The sequence below is a fragment of the Enterobacter sp. E14S genome (genome assembly GCF_055666685.1).
This window is the reverse complement of the sequence record NZ_JBVODQ010000008.1, coordinates 119,251-134,045: the sequence shown is the minus strand read 5'-3', so window position 1 is coordinate 134,045 and position 14,795 is coordinate 119,251. Positions and strand designations below refer to the sequence as shown.

The 14,795-nt window shown below is 56.5% G+C and carries 17 protein-coding genes and 1 pseudogene; 14 read left to right on the top strand and 4 right to left on the bottom strand.

Annotation, left to right across the window (positions count from 1 at the left end; translation table 11 throughout):
* Positions 1-153 precede the first annotated feature (153 nt).
* The 3 genes from speA to ACZ6J2_RS16505 form a co-directional block, all read right to left on the bottom strand.
* Positions 154-2,130: a biosynthetic arginine decarboxylase gene (gene speA / locus ACZ6J2_RS16515; RefSeq protein WP_029739220.1), complete on the bottom strand. Its 1,977-nt coding sequence runs from the start codon at positions 2,128-2,130 to the stop codon at positions 154-156.
* Between the two features lie 8 nt (positions 2,131-2,138).
* Positions 2,139-2,270 carry an acid stress response protein YqgB gene (gene yqgB / locus ACZ6J2_RS16510; RefSeq protein WP_127341063.1) on the bottom strand — a complete coding sequence of 44 codons (132 nt, stop codon included), beginning with the start codon at positions 2,268-2,270 and terminating at the stop codon, positions 2,139-2,141.
* Between the two features lie 94 nt (positions 2,271-2,364).
* Entirely contained in the window at positions 2,365-2,508 is a 144-nt protein-coding gene (locus ACZ6J2_RS16505) for a hypothetical protein (protein ID WP_419095317.1), read from the bottom strand.
* A 425-nt stretch (positions 2,509-2,933) separates the two neighbouring features.
* On the opposite strand from ACZ6J2_RS16505, the pseudogene metK reads away from it, so the two are divergent.
* The 8 genes and pseudogenes from metK (at position 2,934) to ruvX (ending at position 10,015) form a co-directional block, all read left to right on the top strand.
* Positions 2,934-4,086 (top strand): annotated as a pseudogene (metK, locus tag ACZ6J2_RS16500) (methionine adenosyltransferase).
* Between the two features lie 359 nt (positions 4,087-4,445).
* Entirely contained in the window at positions 4,446-5,843 is a 1,398-nt protein-coding gene (galP, locus tag ACZ6J2_RS16495; protein ID WP_023309123.1) for a galactose/proton symporter, read from the top strand.
* A 58-nt stretch (positions 5,844-5,901) separates the two neighbouring features.
* Positions 5,902-6,399, top strand: a complete 498-nt coding sequence (locus ACZ6J2_RS16490) for a SprT family zinc-dependent metalloprotease (RefSeq protein WP_471726225.1) — start codon at positions 5,902-5,904, stop codon at positions 6,397-6,399.
* 94 nt (positions 6,400-6,493) lie between these two features.
* Complete coding sequence (gene endA, locus ACZ6J2_RS16485; protein ID WP_023333343.1) at positions 6,494-7,201, top strand: deoxyribonuclease I; 708 nt, start codon at positions 6,494-6,496, stop codon at positions 7,199-7,201.
* A 51-nt stretch (positions 7,202-7,252) separates the two neighbouring features.
* Complete coding sequence (rsmE, locus tag ACZ6J2_RS16480) at positions 7,253-7,984, top strand: 16S rRNA (uracil(1498)-N(3))-methyltransferase (RefSeq protein WP_010435451.1); 732 nt, start codon at positions 7,253-7,255, stop codon at positions 7,982-7,984.
* Positions 7,985-8,003: 19 nt separating this feature from the next.
* Positions 8,004-8,951 carry a glutathione synthase gene (gene gshB, locus ACZ6J2_RS16475; protein ID WP_029739222.1) on the top strand — a complete coding sequence of 316 codons (948 nt, stop codon included), beginning with the start codon at positions 8,004-8,006 and terminating at the stop codon, positions 8,949-8,951.
* Positions 8,952-9,038: 87 nt separating this feature from the next.
* Complete coding sequence (locus tag ACZ6J2_RS16470) at positions 9,039-9,599, top strand: YqgE/AlgH family protein (RefSeq protein WP_008499752.1); 561 nt, start codon at positions 9,039-9,041, stop codon at positions 9,597-9,599.
* Entirely contained in the window at positions 9,599-10,015 is a 417-nt protein-coding gene (gene ruvX, locus ACZ6J2_RS16465) for a Holliday junction resolvase RuvX (RefSeq protein ID WP_029739223.1), read from the top strand. The genes ACZ6J2_RS16470 and ruvX overlap by 1 nt, the downstream gene beginning before the upstream one ends.
* Positions 10,016-10,025: 10 nt before the next feature.
* On the opposite strand, the gene ACZ6J2_RS16460 is transcribed toward ruvX, so the two are convergent.
* A complete protein-coding gene (locus tag ACZ6J2_RS16460; RefSeq protein WP_248235381.1) occupies positions 10,026-11,006 on the bottom strand; it encodes a type IV pilus twitching motility protein PilT in 981 nt (326 codons plus the stop codon).
* A 17-nt stretch (positions 11,007-11,023) separates the two neighbouring features.
* Here ACZ6J2_RS16460 and ACZ6J2_RS16455 point away from each other — a divergent pair, with 17 nt between their 5' ends.
* The 6 genes from ACZ6J2_RS16455 (at position 11,024) to ACZ6J2_RS16430 (ending at position 14,764) form a co-directional block, all read left to right on the top strand.
* The gene (locus ACZ6J2_RS16455; protein WP_471726224.1) at positions 11,024-11,725 is read left to right on the top strand and encodes a YggS family pyridoxal phosphate-dependent enzyme; all 702 of its coding nucleotides are present in this window, start codon (positions 11,024-11,026) and stop codon (positions 11,723-11,725) included.
* Between the two features lie 21 nt (positions 11,726-11,746).
* Positions 11,747-12,313: a YggT family protein gene (locus tag ACZ6J2_RS16450; RefSeq protein WP_023309130.1), complete on the top strand. Its 567-nt coding sequence runs from the start codon at positions 11,747-11,749 to the stop codon at positions 12,311-12,313.
* Entirely contained in the window at positions 12,310-12,597 is a 288-nt protein-coding gene (gene yggU / locus ACZ6J2_RS16445; RefSeq protein ID WP_471726223.1) for a DUF167 family protein YggU, read from the top strand. The genes ACZ6J2_RS16450 and yggU overlap by 4 nt, the downstream gene beginning before the upstream one ends.
* Before the next feature lie 12 nt (positions 12,598-12,609).
* Complete coding sequence (locus ACZ6J2_RS16440) at positions 12,610-13,203, top strand: XTP/dITP diphosphatase (RefSeq protein ID WP_045403921.1); 594 nt, start codon at positions 12,610-12,612, stop codon at positions 13,201-13,203.
* Positions 13,196-14,338 carry a radical SAM family heme chaperone HemW gene (gene hemW, locus ACZ6J2_RS16435; RefSeq protein ID WP_471726222.1) on the top strand — a complete coding sequence of 381 codons (1,143 nt, stop codon included), beginning with the start codon at positions 13,196-13,198 and terminating at the stop codon, positions 14,336-14,338. Before ACZ6J2_RS16440 ends, hemW begins: the two co-directional genes overlap by 8 nt.
* A gap of 63 nt (positions 14,339-14,401) precedes the next feature.
* Positions 14,402-14,764: an endonuclease domain-containing protein gene (locus tag ACZ6J2_RS16430; protein ID WP_471726221.1), complete on the top strand. Its 363-nt coding sequence runs from the start codon at positions 14,402-14,404 to the stop codon at positions 14,762-14,764.
* The last annotated feature ends 31 nt before the right edge of the window (positions 14,765-14,795 follow it).

Below are 14,795 nucleotides of genomic sequence, written 5' to 3'. Positions count from 1 at the left end.
CGCGTCGTTAAACCCGACGAGGAAGGGATTGATTCGTAAATCGCTTATTGGGGCGAATTATCGCCGGTAATTCATACGGGTTCAAGTGAGTATAGGGCATTGTGCGGTCTGATGCCCTCACCCCGCCCTCCCCCTGTGGGAGAGGGCGTTTTCCTACTCGTCTTCCAGGTAGGTGTACCCGTACAGGCCCGCTTCAAACTCTTCCAGGAACTGCTGCTGGAGCGCATCGTCCAGACCGGTGTTTTTCACCTGATCGCGGAACTGAGTGAGCAGTTTTTTCGGATCCAGCTGAACGTATTCCAGCATGTCCGCCACGGTGTCCCCTTCATCGGACAGCTCGATTTCCACGTTGCCGTCAGGGAACACGAACACGTCCACCGCTTCGGTATCACCGAACAGGTTGTGCATGTTGCCGAGGATTTCCTGATACGCGCCGACCATAAAGAAGCCCAGCATCGGTGGGTTCTCCGGGTCGTATTCCGGCATTGGCATCGTCGTTGCGATACCGTCGCCGTCGACGTAGTGGTCGATGGCACCGTCGGAATCACAGGTGATGTCCAGCAGCACCGCACGGCGTTCCGGCGCGTGATTCAGCCCTTCCAGCGGCAGAACCGGGAACAGCTGGTCAATACCCCAGGCATCCGGCATCGACTGGAACAGCGAGAAGTTGACGTAAATCTTGTCCGCCATACGCTCCTGCAGCTCGTCGATAATCGGACGGTGCGCGCGGTTGCTCGGGTCGAGCTGTTTCTGCACTTCATGGCACATGTTCAGGTAGAGCTGCTCCGCCCACGCGCGTTCCTGCAGGCTGAAGGTGCCTGAAGAATAACCCACGTGAATATCGTGCAGGTCCATCTGGCTGTCGTGCAGCCATTCGCGCAGGGAACGACGCGTGCCCGGCTCGTGCATTTCCTGCCAGGTTTCCCACATGCTTTGCAGGGAACGCGGGGCATCGTCTGCCGGAGGTGTCGCTTCGGTGATTTCGCTACGCTCAACGCCGATGATGTTAGAGACCAGCACCGTATGGTGCGCGGTGACCGCGCGACCGGATTCGGTGATAACCGTCGGGTGCGGCAGGCCGTTCTCTTCACAGGCATCGCCGATCGCCCAGATGATGTTGTTCGCGTATTCGTTCAGGCCGTAGTTCACGGAACAGTCAGACTGCGAACGGGTCCCTTCGTAGTCCACGCCGAGGCCGCCGCCCACGTCGAAGCACTGAATATTCACGCCGAGCTTGTGCAGCTCCACGTAGAACCGCGCGGATTCACGCACGCCGGTGGCGATGTCGCGAATATTGGCCATCTGCGAGCCGAGGTGGAAGTGCAGCAGCTGAATACTGTCCAGACGACCGCGCTCGCGCAGGATTTCCACCAGCTGCAGCACCTGGTTTGCCGCCAGGCCGAACTTGGATTTCTCGCCGCCGGAGGACTGCCATTTACCGGAGCCTTGTGACGCCAGACGCGCACGCACGCCAAGGCGCGGCACCACGTTCAGACGTTCGGCCTCTTCCAGCACGATGGCGATTTCGGTCATCTTTTCGATAACCAGATAGACCTTGTGGCCCATCTTCTCGCCAATCAGCGCCAGACGAATGTATTCACGGTCTTTATAGCCGTTACAGACGATCACCGAACGGGTCATGCCCGCATGCGCCAGAACCGCCATCAGCTCCGCTTTGGAGCCTGCTTCCAGGCCCAGCGGCTCGCCGGAGTGGATCAGGGATTCAATCACGCGGCGGTGCTGGTTCACCTTGATCGGGTAAACCAGGAAATAGTCGCCCTTATAGCCGTAGGACTCACGCGCGCGCTTGAACGCGGCGTTAATAGAACGCAGGCGATGTTGCAGGATCTGCGGGAAGCAGAACAGTGCAGGCAAACGCTGGCCCTGAGCCTCACGGGCTTTCACCAGTTTCGCGAGATCCACGCGCGCTTCAGGAACGTCCGGATCCGGGCAGACGCTGATGTGGCCCAGTTCGTTGACGTCGTAGTAGTTATTGCCCCACCAGGCAATATTGTAAGTGCGCAGCATCTTGCTGGCTTCCTCGGAGCTCATCGCAACCTCCTGCATAGAACGTAGTACACCCTGTTCGCCCGCTGACGAAGGCGAAAAAGAAGACATGTCGTCAGACATAGCGAACCTCAACTCTTTGTAATAAGTGTAAAACAGTTGACTACTATCGCAGCGTTATACGGCGATAACAACCCATAAACGGCTCCGTTTCCCAGCAGAGTATGCTGAAAACCAGACCGTGCGACCGGTTTCTTATTCATATCATTGTAAAACACGTATCCGAACTCTGTATGACAAGGTTCGGCGAAACCACGAGAAAACTCTTGTATTAACAAGAGCGCCCTTGTTCAGTTTTCACAAAGCGTGACCGGCCCTGGAATCCTGAGAAGCGCCGAGATGGGTATAACATCGGCAGGTTTGCAGACTAGAAATGCGGGTTGCGGGAATCAAATACGCGCCAGAACGGCTGCGCTGAATGTGCGGAAAACGATGGTTCATTATCTCGTATCACCTCCACGGCCGCCTCTGTTGAAACGGACCACAAGCCAAAGCTAAAAGTTCACTGCTTAACCCGGCTGGAAGTGGCGACACGATGAGTTCATCGAGCGCTTATTTTATATGAGCCGCGCGCCGCGTTTTATACCGAGAAGGGGGCTAAAAAGCAAAACAAAAATGCGCGTGCTGCCAGCAGCGTCAGGAAAAATTTCCAGCTGCCATTTCAACGCAGTGAGAGATGAATCAAAAAAAACTGGAAATCGGGCGAAGAAGTGACCTAAAATAGCCGTCCAGATGTTAATCCATCTATACTGATTAACACTCATACTGCCAGTGTCAAAAACCTGCAGGCCTTGGTAGAATTATCTCCTTTGGCTATTCCGCACAGCAGCTTGAGCTAACCAAATTCCTCTTAGGTGAAATAAAACATGGCAAAACACCTGTTTACGTCCGAGTCCGTATCAGAAGGACATCCTGATAAAATTGCTGACCAAATCTCTGATGCGGTGCTGGATGCGATCCTGGCGCAGGATCCTAAAGCGCGCGTAGCGTGCGAAACCTATGTCAAAACCGGCATGGTTCTGGTTGGCGGTGAGATCACTACCAGCGCATGGGTTGATATCGAAGAGATCACCCGTAACACGGTGCGTGAGATCGGCTATGTGCATTCTGATATGGGCTTTGATGCCAACTCCTGCGCGGTTCTGAGCGCGATTGGCAAACAGTCTCCAGACATCAACCAGGGCGTTGACCGTGCCGATCCGCTGGAACAGGGCGCGGGCGACCAGGGCCTGATGTTCGGCTATGCAACCAACGAAACCGACGTGCTGATGCCAGCACCGGTCACCTACGCGCACCGTCTGGTGCAGCGTCAGGCTGAAGTGCGTAAAAACGGCACCCTGCCGTGGCTGCGCCCGGATGCGAAAAGCCAGGTCACCTTCCAGTATGACGACGGCAAAATCGTTGGGATTGACGCGGTAGTGCTTTCTACCCAGCATTCCGAAGATATCGATCAGAAATCCCTGCAGGAAGCAGTGATGGAAGAGATCATCAAGCCGGTTCTGCCGACCGAATGGCTGAGCTCTGCGACCAAATTCTTCATCAACCCAACCGGACGCTTCGTTATCGGCGGCCCAATGGGCGACTGCGGCCTGACCGGTCGTAAAATCATCGTTGATACCTACGGCGGCATGGCGCGTCACGGTGGCGGTGCTTTCTCCGGTAAAGATCCGTCTAAAGTTGACCGTTCTGCGGCGTACGCGGCACGTTATGTGGCGAAAAACATCGTTGCAGCCGGCCTGGCTGACCGCTGTGAGATCCAGGTTTCCTACGCGATCGGCGTAGCTGAGCCAACCTCCATCATGGTTGAAACCTTCGGTACCGAGAAAGTGCCTTCAGAACAGCTGACGCTGCTGGTGCGCGAGTTCTTCGACCTGCGTCCATACGGCCTGATTCAGATGCTGGATCTGCTGCACCCAATCTACAAAGAAACCGCGGCATACGGTCACTTTGGTCGTGAACATTTCCCATGGAAAAACCGACAAAGCCGCCCTGCTGCGTGAAGCTGCCGGTCTGAAGTAATCGACTGACATCTGCGTGATAAAAGGCCAGCCTTCGGGCTGGCCTTTTTTTGTTGGTGGCGCCGCAAAGGTGCACATATGGTACCGATTACACCGCACCGGATGCGCCTCGCTTTCAGAATATTCTCTTTGCATGATCGCCTTTCTTCTGCTGTTACATCGCCTTTCAGTTAAGTCTGAAATGTGTTCTTTCGCGATGCATATCACCTCGTTTACCTCTATATTTTCAAAGCTTTAATTATTTTTACGGTTGCACGCTAGTGTAACCGATTACACCTATGTGATTAATCTCACATATTTTTACGGGTCACTCACCTACCCTTTACATCAATAAAACTGATAACCCAACTGGAGGGCATAATGCCTGACAATAAAAAACAGGGGCGTACGTCCAACAAGGCGATGACATTCTTCGTCTGTTTCCTCGCCGCCCTGGCAGGATTACTTTTTGGCCTGGATATCGGCGTGATTGCCGGTGCATTACCTTTCATCACTGACGAGTTCCAGATCAGCGCTCACACCCAGGAGTGGGTGGTCAGCTCCATGATGTTTGGCGCCGCAGTGGGTGCCGTCGGCAGCGGCTGGCTCTCCTTCAAGCTCGGGCGTAAAAAGAGCCTGATGATCGGCGCGATCCTGTTCGTTGCCGGTTCACTCTTCTCTGCCGCTGCGCCTAACGTTGAGGTCCTGCTGGTTTCCCGCGTGCTGCTCGGTCTGGCCGTGGGCGTGGCGTCCTATACCGCCCCGCTTTACCTGTCTGAAATCGCGCCGGAGAAAATCCGCGGCAGCATGATTTCCATGTACCAGCTGATGATCACCATCGGTATTCTTGGTGCTTACCTGTCCGATACCGCGTTCAGCTACAGCGGCGCATGGCGCTGGATGCTCGGCGTGATCATCATTCCGGCCATTCTGCTGCTGATTGGCGTCTTCTTCCTGCCGGACAGCCCGCGCTGGTTCGCCGCCAAACGTCGATTCCACGATGCCGAACGCGTGCTGATGCGCCTGCGCGATACCAGCGCGGAAGCGAAAAACGAGCTGGAAGAGATCCGCGAAAGCCTGAAGGTCAAGCAGTCCGGCTGGGCGCTGTTTAAAGAGAACAGCAACTTCCGCCGCGCGGTGTTCCTCGGCGTCCTGCTTCAGGTCATGCAGCAGTTCACCGGGATGAACGTCATCATGTATTACGCGCCAAAAATCTTTGAGCTGGCGGGCTATACCAACACCACCGAACAAATGTGGGGGACCGTCATCGTGGGTCTGACCAACGTGCTGGCGACCTTTATCGCCATCGGTCTGGTGGACCGCTGGGGACGTAAGCCAACCCTGACGCTGGGCTTCCTGGTGATGGCGGCCGGTATGGGTGTCCTCGGTACCATGATGCATGTGGGCATTCACTCACCAACCGCCCAGTACTTTGCGGTCGGCATGCTGCTGATGTTTATCGTCGGGTTTGCGATGAGCGCCGGCCCGCTGATTTGGGTGCTGTGCTCTGAGATCCAGCCGCTGAAAGGGCGTGATTTTGGTATCACCTGCTCTACCGCAACCAACTGGATTGCCAACATGATCGTCGGCGCAACGTTCCTGACCATGCTCAATACCCTGGGCAACGCGAACACCTTCTGGGTCTACGCTGGTCTGAACATCTTCTTTATTGTGCTGACTATCTGGCTGGTTCCAGAAACCAAACACGTTTCTCTGGAACATATTGAACGTAACCTGATGAAAGGTCGTCCGCTGCGCGAAATCGGCGCACACGACTGATCCTCACGCGGGAGGCGCCTCTTGCGCCTCCCCGCTTCGCGCTTTATGCTCTGCCTCTATGAAAGCACCCCGTCTCCCCATCGCCCTCCAGCAAGCCGTTATGCGCTGCCTGCGGGAAAAACTCGCCCAGGCGAACCTGAAGCTCGGTCGCAATTACCCTGAACCTAAGATCGTTTATCAGCAGCGCGGCACCGCGGCCGGCACCGCCTGGCTCGAGCCCTATGAGATCCGCCTTAACCCGGTGCTGATGATGGAAAACCAGCAGGCGTTTATCGAGGAAGTGGTACCGCACGAGCTGGCGCATCTACTGGTGTGGAAACACTTCGGACGCGTCGCGCCCCACGGCAAGGAGTGGAAGTGGATGATGGAAGCGGTGCTCGGCGTTCCGGCACGCCGTACCCATCAGTTCGAGCTGGAATCGGTGCGCCGCAATACCTTCCCCTACCGCTGCCAGTGTCAGCAGCACCAGCTTACCGTCCGCCGCCATAATCGCGTGGTGCGCGGCGAGGCGATCTACCGCTGCGTCAAATGCGGAGAGCCGCTGGTTGCGGAATAATCATCTGAACTTTCAGGAACTTTCCTGATCTGACTGATTGCATACGTGAACAACATTCGTTACGTTGCGGGCTCGTTTTGACACGGAGTGTAAGATGTCCCGTAATTTTTCTCTCGCGGTCGCCTTTCTGACGACGGCGCTCTCAGGCCATGCTCTGGCCGACGGTATCAACAGTTTTTCCCAGGCCAAGGCAGCAGGCGTGAAGGTAAACGCCGATGTGCCGGGCGATTTCTACTGCGGCTGTAAAATTAACTGGCAGGGTAAAAAAGGGGTCGTTGACCTTGAGTCCTGCGGCTATAAGGTGCGTAAAAACGAAAACCGCGCCAGCCGCATTGAATGGGAACATGTCGTTCCGGCCTGGCAGTTTGGCCACCAGCGCCAGTGCTGGCAGGATGGCGGACGTAAAAACTGCGCCAAAGATCCGGTTTATCGCCAGATGGAAAGCGATATGCATAACCTTCAGCCTGCCGTCGGTGAAGTGAACGGAGACCGGGGTAATTTCATGTACAGCCAGTGGAACGGTGGCGAAGGCCAGTACGGCCAGTGCGGTATGAAGGTTGATTTTAAAGAGAAAGTCGCCGAGCCCCCTGCCCGCGCGCGCGGCAGTATCGCCCGCACCTACTTCTATATGCGTGACCGTTACGACCTCAACCTCTCCCGCCAGCAGACGCAGCTGTTCAACGCCTGGGACAAGCAGTACCCGGTGACGGAGTGGGAATGCCAGCGCGACGAACGTATCGCCAGAGTCCAGGGGAATCACAACCCTTACGTCCAGCGGGCTTGCCAGGCGCAAAAGAGCTAACCTACACTACGGCAATTCGCTTATATCGCATGACACATGGAATTTCTGACTATGCGCATTCCCCGCATTTACCATCCTGAACTGATTACCGCAGGCCGCGAAATCGCCCTGTCTGATGACGCCGCCAACCACGTTGGCCGCGTGCTGCGCATGGGCGCAGGTCAGGCAATACAGCTGTTCGACGGCTCGAACCAGGTTTTCGACGCGGAAATCACGCGGTCGGATAAAAAAAGCGTCCACGTTAACGTGCTGCGTGGCGAAGTGGATGACCGGGAATCACCGCTGCACATCCATCTGGGCCAGGTGATGTCGCGCGGCGAGAAAATGGAGTTCACTATTCAGAAATCCATTGAACTGGGTGTAAGCCTCATTACGCCACTTTTTTCTGAGCGCTGTGGCGTTAAACTGGATGCGGAACGTCTGAACAAAAAGATCCAGCAGTGGCAGAAAATTGCCATTGCGGCTTGCGAACAGAGTGGCCGCAACCGTATTCCGGAGATCCGCCCGGCGATGGATCTGGAGGACTGGTGTGCAGAAGAGGACAGCGGGCTGAAGCTCAATCTTCATCCGCGCGCCAGCGCCAGCATCAATACGCTGCCCTTGCCCGTTGAGCGCGTACGCCTGTTGATTGGCCCCGAAGGCGGCCTGTCGGCGGACGAAATTGCGATGACGGCACGTTACCAGTTTACTGATATTCTGTTGGGACCTCGCGTTCTGCGCACTGAGACAACGGCACTCACGGCCATTACCGCGCTACAGGTACGGTTTGGCGATCTGGGTTGAAGCATTAACGGAGAAGAACATGATCAAGCTCGGCATCGTGATGGACCCCATCGCAAACATTAACATCAAGAAAGATTCCAGCTTCGCCATGCTGCTGGAAGCGCAGCGTCGCGGCTATGAACTCCACTATATGGAGATGAACGATCTTTACCTGATCAACGGTGAAGCTCGCGCCCGCACCCGCATCGTTAACGTCGAGCAGAACTACGACAAATGGTACGAGTTTGGCACCGAGCAGGATATTGCCCTGGCCGATCTCAACGTCATCCTGATGCGTAAAGATCCGCCGTTCGACACCGAATACATCTACAGCACCTACATCCTTGAGCGCGCAGAAGAGAAAGGCACGCTGATCGTCAACAAGCCGCAGAGCCTGCGTGACTGCAACGAGAAGCTCTACACCGCCTGGTTCTCTGACCTGACGCCGGAAACACTGGTGACCCGCAGCAAAGCGCAGCTCAAAGAATTCTGGCAGAAGCACGGCGATATCATCATGAAGCCGCTGGACGGCATGGGCGGCGCGTCGATTTTCCGCGTGAAAGAGAGCGATCCGAACATTGGCGTGATTGCCGAAACGCTGACCGAACTGGGCACGCGCTACTGCATGGCACAGAACTATATTCCGGCGATCAAAGACGGCGATAAGCGCGTTCTGGTGGTAGATGGCGAACCGGTTCCTTACTGTCTGGCGCGTATCCCGCAGGGTGGCGAAACTCGTGGGAACCTGGCAGCCGGTGGCCGCGGTGAGCCGCGCCCGCTGACCGAAAGCGACTGGGAAATTGCCCGCCGCGTTGGCCCGACGCTGAAAGCCAAAGGCCTGATCTTCGTTGGCCTGGATATCATCGGCGATCGCCTGACCGAAGTGAACGTCACCAGCCCGACCTGCATTCGTGAAATTGAAGCGGAATTCCCGATTTCGATCACCGGAATGCTGATGGACGCTATCGAAAAACGTTTACAGAAATAACCTAACAATACTATTAGTGACAGCGCCTGTGTTTGTCCCCATACTGGGCGCTGTCGCTTTTTAAACCAGGAAACAGTACCTCTGACAATGAATTTACAGCATCACTTTCTTATTGCCATGCCTGCTCTCCAGGACCCGATTTTTCGCCGCGCCGTGGTTTATATTTGTGAATACAATGAAGACGGCGCGATGGGTATTATCATCAATAAACCACTGGAAAATCTTCAGGTTGAAGGAATTCTGGACAAGCTGAAAATACCGGCTGAAGCGCGACTGCCGGAAATCCGGCTTGATAAACCGGTGATGCTGGGTGGACCTCTTGCAGAAGATCGCGGCTTTATCCTGCATACGCCGCCGGTATTCTCTTCCAGTATTCGAATTTCGGATAATACCGTTATCACGACCTCGCGCGACGTGCTTGAAACGCTGGGCACCGCTGAGCAGCCTTCTGAAGTGCTGGTGGCGCTGGGCTATTCGTCGTGGGAGAAAGGCCAGCTTGAGCAAGAGATCCTCGATAACGCCTGGCTTACGGCGCCTGCGGACATGAATATCCTGTTTAAAACCCCTATCGCCGATCGCTGGCGTGACGCGGCAAAGCTGATTGGCATTGATATCCTGACCATGCCTGGCGTAGCGGGGCACGCCTGATGAGCGGAACGCTTCTGGCCTTCGATTTTGGTACTAAAAGCATTGGCGTCGCCGTGGGTCAGCGCATCACCGGTACCGCGCGTCCGCTTACGGCCCTGAAGGCCAACGACGGCACGCCAGACTGGAATCTTATCGAGCGTCTGCTCAAAGAGTGGCAGCCGGATGACGTGATTGTTGGGCTCCCGCTGAACATGGACGGCACAGAACAGCCGCTTACCGCCAGGGCGCGTAAGTTCGCCAATAAAATCCATGGCCGCTTTGGCGTCTCCGTGAAGCTTCACGACGAGCGTCTCAGTACCGTCGAAGCGCGTGCGGGCCTGTTTGAGCACGGCGGCTTCCGGGCGCTCAACAAAGGCAGCGTGGACTCCGCTTCTGCCGTGATTATCCTCGAAAGCTATTTCGACCAGGGCTTTTAACCACCGGGACCTACAGCCGCCCCTGCGCCCGCCTCTCCGCCAGGCTCTGGTCAAAGTTCTGCATTCCTGCCTGTTGACCGGTTTGAATGATCCCGGGCAGTTGCCACGTTTTCCCTTCGCGAATCAGATTCGCCGCCGCCGCAGTGTTCACCAGCAGTTCATACAACGCGACGCGCCCGCCCTGTAGATCGGGAAGCAGCCTCTGCGCCAGCACCGCCCGCAGGCTGCCGGCCAGCTGGTTACGCACCGGATCTTTCTCCTGCGCCGGGAACGTATCGACCAGCCGTTCAATCGCCTGCGATGCCCCGCGCGTATGCAGCGTCGCCAGCACCAGATGTCCGGTTTCCGCCGCCGTCAGCGCCAGACGGATCGTTTCGCTGTCGCGCAGCTCCCCCAGCAAAATAACGTCCGGATCCTGGCGTAAGGCACTACGCAGCGCTTCGGCAAATGACGGGCTGTGCTGACCTATCTCCCGCTGCTGGATCAGGCAACGTTCGCTCTGGTAGATAAACTCCACCGGATCTTCAAGCGTGAGGATATGGCCGTCAGCATGGTGGTTAAGAAAATCGACCATCGCCGCCAGCGTAGTGGATTTGCCGCTGCCGGTCGCCCCGGTGACCAGAATCAGCCCGGCGTCATTGGATAACAGTTCCGGGATCGCCCGCGGCGCGCCCAGCGAAGAGAGTTGCGGGCAGCTACGCGGCAACAGCCGCAGCGTCACAGAAACACCTCTCATCTGCTTAAAGGCACTGCCGCGCAGGCGCTGGCCTCCCGTCACCGTCGCGGCAAAATCCACCTGCCCCTTTGCCCACCATGTTCCCTGCTGCTCATCGTTAAGCCACGCTTTTAATAACGCCCCAACGTCGGGAGGCTGAAAGGGAGCGGGTTCAAGCCGGCCTAATCTGCGCCAGCGCGGTGGCGAATCACTGCACAGGTGTAGATCGGAGACGTTATGCTTTACACTAAGGGCCACAATTTCTTCCACATCCATAGACTTCTCCTCGGAAAATGAACGACATTACGCATAACCTGGCACAGGTCCGGGACAAAATCTCAGCCGCCGCAGCGCGTTGCGGCCGTGCTTCAGAAGAAATTACGCTGCTTGCAGTCAGCAAAACCAAGCCTGCGAGCGCCATCGCAGAAGCTATTGATGCAGGGCAGCGGGCGTTTGGTGAAAACTACGTGCAGGAAGGTGTGGATAAAATTCGCTACTTCCAGGAACAAGGGAAGACGGATCTGCAGTGGCACTTTATTGGCCCCCTGCAGTCGAACAAAAGCCGTCTGGTGGCAGATCACTTCGACTGGTGCCACACCATCGACCGCCTGCGTATCGCTACCCGTCTGAATGACCAGCGTCCGGCAGAAATGCCGGCACTCAACGTGCTTATTCAGGTCAACATCAGCGACGAAAACAGCAAGTCCGGCATTGCGCTAAGCGAGCTGGATGCGCTGGCCGCAGACGTGGCCGCCCTTCCGCGCTTGACCCTGCGCGGACTGATGGCAATTCCTGCGCCTGAGTCAAGTTATGAAAGGCAGTTTGCCGTGGCACAGCAAATGGCTGTAGCATTTGAGGCGCTTAAAGCGCGCTATAACACGGTAGACACGCTTTCACTGGGCATGTCGGATGATATGGAAGCCGCCATCGCGGCAGGCAGCACTATGGTGCGCATCGGCACGGCAATTTTCGGTGCGCGCGACTACTCAAAATAATAAGGAAACCTGAGGAACGCCATGAAGACGTTGACTTTCCTGCTCTCAACAGTGCTTGAGCTGTATACGATGGCGCTTTTGCTGCGCGTCTGGATGCAGTGGGCCCGCTGTGATTTTTACAATCCGTTCTCGCAGTTTGTCGTGAAAATCACGCAACCTGTTGTCGGACCGCTGCGCCGCATTATCCCGGCGATGGGCCCCATTGACAGTTCGTCTCTGCTGGTGGCGTTTATTCTGAGCGTTATCAAAGCGATTGTGCTGTTTATGGTCATCACCTTCCAGCCGATTATCTGGATTGCTGCGGTCCTGATTTTAATCAAAACCATCGGCCTGCTGATTTTCTGGGTGCTGCTGGTCATGGCCATCATGAGCTGGGTAAGCCAGGGCCGTAGTCCGGTAGAATATGCGCTGATCCAACTGGCCGAGCCGCTGCTGCGCCCGATTCGCAACCTGCTGCCTTCGATGGGCGGTATTGATTTCTCGCCGATGATCCTGGTTCTGCTGCTGTACGTGGTTAATATGGGGATCGCTGAGCTGTTACAGTCGACGGGCGATATGCTGCTGCCGGGGCTGTGGATGGCGCTATGAGTGCCGTAAGCACCTGCGCTGACGGGCTGGTTTTGCGGCTGTATATTCAGCCAAAAGCCAGCCGTGACAGTATTGTCGGGCTGCATGGCGACGAGTTAAAAGTCGCCATCACCGCCCCACCGGTTGACGGTCAGGCGAACGCGCATCTGACCAAATATCTGGCAAAACAGTTTCGCGTCGCCAAAAGCCAGGTCATCATTGAAAAAGGTGAACTTGGGCGACATAAACAGGTAAAAATCCTTAATCCGCAATCTATCCCGACGGAAGTCGCGGCTCTGAAATAACAGGACTAAACCATGCAGAAAGTTGTTCTCGCGACCGGCAACGCCGGTAAAGTGCGCGAGCTGGCCTCGCTATTAAATGATTTTGGGCTGGACGTGGTCGCCCAGACCGATCTTGGCGTGGAGTCCGCCGAAGAGACGGGGCTGACGTTTATCGAAAACGCGATCCTGAAAGCACGTCACGCCGCGCAGATTACCGGCCTGCCCGCGATTGCCGACGACTCCGGCCTGGCCGTGGACTTCCTGGGCGGTGCACCGGGGATTTACTCTGCGCGCTATTCCGGCGTGGACGCCACCGATCAGCAGAATCTGGAAAAGCTGCTTGTCGCCCTGAAAGACGTACCGGACGAACAGCGCACCGCGCAGTTCCACTGCGTGCTGGTCTATATGCGCCACGCGGAAGACCCGACGCCGATTGTCTGCCACGGCAGCTGGCCGGGCGTGATTACCCATGAAGCAGCTGGCAACGGCGGCTTTGGCTACGACCCGATTTTCTTTGTCCCGACCGAGGGCAAAACCGCTGCGGAACTGACCCGCGAAGAGAAAAGCGCGATTTCCCACCGTGGACGCGCGCTGAAACTGTTACTGGAAGCACTGCGTAATGGCTAATTTGCCGCCTCTGAGTCTGTATATTCACATCCCGTGGTGCGTGCAGAAATGTCCGTACTGCGATTTCAACTCGCACGCGCTGAAGGGCGAAGTGCCGCACGATGACTACGTTGCGCATCTGCTGGCCGACCTGGACGCCGATGTCGCTTACGCACAGGGACGTGAAGTTAAGACCATTTTCATTGGTGGCGGTACGCCGAGCCTGCTGTCCGGCCCGGCAATGCAGACGCTGCTGGACGGCGTGCGTGCGCGCCTGAAACTGGCGGCAGATGCTGAAATTACGATGGAAGCCAACCCCGGCACCGTTGAGGCCGACCGTTTTGTCGACTATCAGCGCGCGGGCGTGAACCGCATCTCCATCGGCGTGCAGAGCTTTAGCGAACCGAAGCTAAAACGTCTGGGGCGCATTCACGGCCCAGAAGAGGCGAAGCGCGCGGCAAACCTGGCAACGGGGCTTAACCTTCGCAGCTTTAACCTGGATTTGATGCACGGCCTGCCGGATCAGTCGCTGGAAGAGGCGCTGGACGACCTGCGTCAGGCGATCGAACTGAACCCGCCGCACCTGTCGTGGTATCAGCTCACCATCGAGCCAAACACGCTGTTCGGTTCCCGCCCGCCGGTGCTGCCGGACGACGACGCGCTGTGGGATATCTTCGAGCAGGGTCACAGGCTTCTGACCGCTGCGGGCTATCAGCAGTATGAAACGTCCGCGTATGCGAAGCCGGGCTATCAGTGCCAGCACAACCTGAACTACTGGCGCTTTGGCGACTATCTGGGAATTGGCTGCGGCGCGCACGGCAAGGTGACCTTCCCGGACGGGCGCATTCTGCGCACCGCCAAAACCCGCCACCCGCGCGGGTATATGGAAGGCCGCTACCTGGAGCGTCAGCACGACGTTGAGGCGGCGGATAAACCGTTTGAGTTCTTCATGAACCGCTTCCGTCTGCTGGAAGCCGCGCCGCGCGCGGAATTTGCGCGTTACACCGGGCTGCCAGAATCGGTGATTCGCCCGCAGATTGACGAGGCGCTGGCGCAGGGATATCTCACCGAGAGCGAGGAATACTGGCAGATCACCGAGCACGGCAAGCTGTTCTTAAATTCCCTTCTTGAGCTGTTTCTCGCCGAAGAATCCTGAAGGCTGATTCAGGATTTTGCATCCCGTTCTGCCGGCTAAGGGAAAGGCTGGCAGAGTGTGGGGATGAAAATTACTCGTTCTTATGCAAAACAGCTCAGACGTGAGCTGACAAAAGAAGAAAGACGGCTTTGGTATCTACTGCGCAGCCGCCGTTTCGAAAATTATAAATTTCGTCGACAACATCCTGTAGATCACTACATTCTGGATTTCGCCTGCTGCGCGGCTCATCTGGCTGTTGAGCTGGATGGTGGGCAACATGATGAAAAGCAGGAATACGATCTTCAAAGAACGTGCTGGCTTAACGAGAAAGGCTGGCATGTCATTCGATTCTGGAACAACGAACTCTGGAATAACGAAGAGGCGGTGTTAGAAAAGATCCTTGAAATACTGCAAATGCTGCAACCCTCACCCCGGCCCTCTCCCTGAAAGGGAGAGGGAGCAAACCATCCCCTCGCCC

Bases quoted from the DNA above. Each gene is read 5' to 3' on its own strand.
- ACZ6J2_RS16440 (WP_045403921.1), top strand. From the start codon at position 12,610: ATGCAGAAAGTTGTTCTCGCGACCGGCAACGCCGGTAAAGTGCGCGAG.
- ruvX (WP_029739223.1), top strand. From the start codon at position 9,599: ATGAGCGGAACGCTTCTGGCCTTCGATTTTGGTACTAAAAGCATTGGC.
- rsmE (WP_010435451.1), top strand. From the start codon at position 7,253: ATGCGCATTCCCCGCATTTACCATCCTGAACTGATTACCGCAGGCCGC.
- ACZ6J2_RS16470 (WP_008499752.1), top strand. From the start codon at position 9,039: ATGAATTTACAGCATCACTTTCTTATTGCCATGCCTGCTCTCCAGGAC.
- ACZ6J2_RS16490 (WP_471726225.1), top strand. From the start codon at position 5,902: ATGAAAGCACCCCGTCTCCCCATCGCCCTCCAGCAAGCCGTTATGCGC.
- hemW (WP_471726222.1), top strand. From the start codon at position 13,196: ATGGCTAATTTGCCGCCTCTGAGTCTGTATATTCACATCCCGTGGTGC.
- ACZ6J2_RS16430 (WP_471726221.1), top strand. From the start codon at position 14,402: ATGAAAATTACTCGTTCTTATGCAAAACAGCTCAGACGTGAGCTGACA.
- ACZ6J2_RS16455 (WP_471726224.1), top strand. From the start codon at position 11,024: ATGAACGACATTACGCATAACCTGGCACAGGTCCGGGACAAAATCTCA.
- ACZ6J2_RS16450 (WP_023309130.1), top strand. From the start codon at position 11,747: ATGAAGACGTTGACTTTCCTGCTCTCAACAGTGCTTGAGCTGTATACG.
- ACZ6J2_RS16505 (WP_419095317.1), bottom strand. From the start codon at position 2,508: ATGAACCATCGTTTTCCGCACATTCAGCGCAGCCGTTCTGGCGCGTAT.
- speA (WP_029739220.1), bottom strand. From the start codon at position 2,130: ATGTCTGACGACATGTCTTCTTTTTCGCCTTCGTCAGCGGGCGAACAG.
- endA (WP_023333343.1), top strand. From the start codon at position 6,494: ATGTCCCGTAATTTTTCTCTCGCGGTCGCCTTTCTGACGACGGCGCTC.
- ACZ6J2_RS16460 (WP_248235381.1), bottom strand. From the start codon at position 11,006: ATGGATGTGGAAGAAATTGTGGCCCTTAGTGTAAAGCATAACGTCTCC.
- yggU (WP_471726223.1), top strand. From the start codon at position 12,310: ATGAGTGCCGTAAGCACCTGCGCTGACGGGCTGGTTTTGCGGCTGTAT.
- yqgB (WP_127341063.1), bottom strand. From the start codon at position 2,270: ATGAATAAGAAACCGGTCGCACGGTCTGGTTTTCAGCATACTCTGCTG.
- gshB (WP_029739222.1), top strand. From the start codon at position 8,004: ATGATCAAGCTCGGCATCGTGATGGACCCCATCGCAAACATTAACATC.
- galP (WP_023309123.1), top strand. From the start codon at position 4,446: ATGCCTGACAATAAAAAACAGGGGCGTACGTCCAACAAGGCGATGACA.